Below are 3003 nucleotides of genomic sequence, written 5' to 3' on the forward strand. Positions count from 1 at the left end.
ACCTTGTAGCCGCCACCGCCGAACTTGCCGCCCGCGTGCAGCTGGGTGAGCACGAGCTCGACGGCGCTGATCCCCTCGACCGGGTGGATGTCGGTGGGGATGCCACGCCCGTTGTCCTTGACCCGCACCCCGCCGTCGGCGAGTAGCGTCACGTCGATCGTGTCGGCGTAGCCGGCCAGCGCCTCGTCCACCGCGTTGTCGACGATCTCGTAGACGAGGTGGTGCAGGCCACGCGGGCCGGTCGAGCCGATGTACATGCCGGGGCGCTTGCGGACCGCCTCGAGCCCCTCGAGCACGGTGATCTGGCTGGCGTCGTAGTCGACGCCGTTGGGACGGGCGTCGGCCGGAGCCGCGAGGGCGGGCGAGACGGTGTCGTTGGCCGGGGCCTCGCCGGCCGGGATCTCGACCGACGAGCCGTCGGCCGTGTTGGCGTGGGTGGTGCCGTCGGCGCCCGGCACCTCGGCGCCGGGGGAGAGGTCGGTTGCTGTGGCGGAGTCGGGTCCGGTCGAACTGGCGGTGGTGGTGCTGGGGGTGGTCGGCTCGTCAGCGTCGGACACGTCTCTCCTCGGTGGTCAGACCTCATGCGGGCGGCTCGACGTGACGTCGAGCCGCAACCCACCCAGTCTAGCGGTCCGGTGAGGAGAAACGCCCCCTCAGACGCGTGGTACGGCCATTTTGACGGCCGAGAACCCGTGGATCCGAGGGGAGGATCACGACCCGGGTCCTGAACGCGCCTCAGGCGCCTTCACTCGTCGCGTCTCCGCCGCTCCCTCCCAGCGCGTCGCCGTCGCGTCCTCCGCTCGTCGTCCGGAGCTCCCGCCGACGTCGTCGGCACCCCATTCTGCTCGTTCCGGTCCGCTCACACCGACGTTGTCCACAGCGGTGTCCACAGGGTGTGTCCACCGCCAACGCGTCCCCGTCCACCCACCGCAGGCACCGAGCCGACGGACCGACCAGGGGACAGTGTCATGGGCGACGCGCAGCGGACAGCCGACTTCACGGCATACGTACTGCCGCGGCAACAGGCCCTGGCACGGCTCGCCTACCTGCTGACGGGCGACCGGGACTCCGCCGAGGACCTGCCGCAGAACGCCCTGGCGAAGGTCTACCGGCACTGGGGGGCCGCGCTGGTCCGACATCCCCGAGGGCGACGAGCCCTACTTCCTGTCGACGAACTGAGCCGACCGGACTGTGGTCAGTGGGCTCAGTCCTGCGGATCGGCGAGGGTGCGCTCGAAGAGGGAGTGGATCGCCTCCGGCAGGTGCGGCTCCTGGACGGTGATGTCGCAGCCGGCCTCGTCGCACACCACCGAGTAGACGTAGGCGTCGGGATGCGTGCGCTCGGTCGAGGCGGCGATGCGCTGGAGCGTGGGCGCCGACAGCAGGTGCTGCCAGTCCTTCGCATCACGCTCGGGGAGCGCGCCGATGGCCACCCGCCGCTCGCGCACGAGGCCGGCGAAGCCGCCGGACCGTCGCAGGAGCACCTGGGCGTCGGCACCGGGCACCTCCGCGTCGCCACCGCCGCCACCGCCGCTGCCCTGCGTTGCACCGTCAGCGCCCGCAGGAGTCGGCACCCCGGCCCCCGCGGTGAGCACCCCCACCCGCTCCCAGGCGGCCCGGACCGCCGACTGCTCCGCCGAGCCGTTCCCGTGCAGCCGTCCCGCGGCGTCGACCGTGAGGCCGGCGAAGGTCGCGAAGTCGCAGTCGGCCTTGATCCCGTCACCGGAGAGGACGGCATACCAGATCGCGCCCGCGCCCTCCCAGGAGTTGCCGCCGATCGCCTCGGCGGCGAGCACGAACGCGCGGTTGGGGATGCCGGAGTTGGTGTGGACGCCGCCGTTGTCGTCGGAGGTGTCGACGTAGTGCGCCATGTCGGCCGGCTGGGGGTCCTTGCCCAGCCTCGGGTCGTCGTAGGCGGTGCCGGGGTTGCGCATGTCGCGCAGCGCCCGCCCCTTGACCGACGGGTTGAGCAGCTCGGCACCCACGAGCCAGTCGGCCTCCGCCGCGCTCTGGCCCAGGGCCTTCTGCTTGACCAGGACGCCGAAGACGTCGGAGATCGACTCGTTGAGCGCGCCCGACTGCCCCTGGTAGAGCAGCCCGGCCGTGTGCTCGGTGACGCCGTGCGCCAGCTCGTGGCCGATGACGTCGACACTCCTGGTGAACCGCTCGAAGATGACGCCGTCACCGTCGCCGAAGACCATCTGGGAGCCGTCCCAGAAGGCGTTGTCGTAGTCGTGGCCGTAGTGCACGGTCGCCGGCAGCGGCATCCCCTTCCCGTCGAGCGAGTCTCGGGAGTAGGCCGTCCACCACAGCTGCCACGTGGCGCCCAGCCCGTCGTAGGCCTCGTCGGCGGCGGGATCGCCGGTCGCTGCCTGCCCCTCACCGCGCACCTCCGTGCCCGGGGTGGTCTGGCTGCCCTTGGCGTCGTAGACGGTGCGCTGCGGGCCCGAGCCGAGCGCCGCGGCCGCACCGGCAGGCGCGACGTCTTCGCGCCGCGGCGCCCTGCGGCTGGTGGGCTGCGCGGTCGGGGTGCGGCGCGCAGCACGCACCTGCTCGTCGTGGCGCAGCGCCTCCCGGGCCCGTGCGGCAAGAGCCGGCTCGTCACCGGCCGCCAGCGCCTCGAGGATGTAGGGCGGCACGATCGTGCAGTGCGCCGCCGGCTTGCAGGACGATGCGGGCGTCGAGGTCATACCGCCAGTGTGCGTCGGAACACCGACAGTCGCCCCTCGAGCGGACGTACGGTGCGAACGTGATCAGGATCCGCATCGGGGGCCACGAGTACGGCTCGTGGGACGAGGTGCCCCAGGAGCTGAAGGACCAGCTGATCGCAGCCGGCGTCGACCCCGGCCCCGACGGTCGGGGCGACACCCTCGACCTCTGGCGCGCGGCCACGCCGGTCGTCCGGCACACCGGGGTGACCGGACCGGGAGGCAGGCCGCTGCCCCCCGACATCGGCAACGCCCTGGCCTCGCGCGTCGACGCCCTCGGCCCCTTCCGCCGGTCC

Annotated in this window: 3 protein-coding genes; 1 reads left to right on the forward strand and 2 read right to left on the reverse strand. The window is 72.7% G+C overall.

The window, feature by feature from the left end:
• The coding region (locus tag ABD194_RS18920; protein ID WP_425580030.1) for an ATP-binding protein at window positions 1-401 on the reverse strand (401 nt) is incomplete at its 3' end.
• A gap of 803 nt (window positions 402-1204) precedes the next feature.
• Window positions 1205-2689: a protealysin inhibitor emfourin gene (locus ABD194_RS18925; RefSeq protein WP_343994367.1), complete on the reverse strand. Its 1485-nt coding sequence runs from the start codon at window positions 2687-2689 to the stop codon at window positions 1205-1207.
• Window positions 2690-2748: 59 nt separating this feature from the next.
• Between ABD194_RS18925 and ABD194_RS18930 the strand changes: the two genes are divergently transcribed.
• The coding region (locus ABD194_RS18930) for a hypothetical protein (protein WP_343994369.1) at window positions 2749-3003 on the forward strand (255 nt) is incomplete at its 3' end.

Origin of the sequence: Terrabacter terrae, assembly GCF_039529575.1 — a bacterium.
In the GTDB taxonomy this organism is placed as follows: domain Bacteria; phylum Actinomycetota; class Actinomycetes; order Actinomycetales; family Dermatophilaceae; genus Terrabacter; species Terrabacter terrae.

Coding starts and splice junctions, on each gene's coding strand:
- ABD194_RS18925 (WP_343994367.1), bottom strand. CDS start 2,689: ATGACCTCGACGCCCGCATCGTCCTGCAAGCCGGCGGCGCACTGCACG.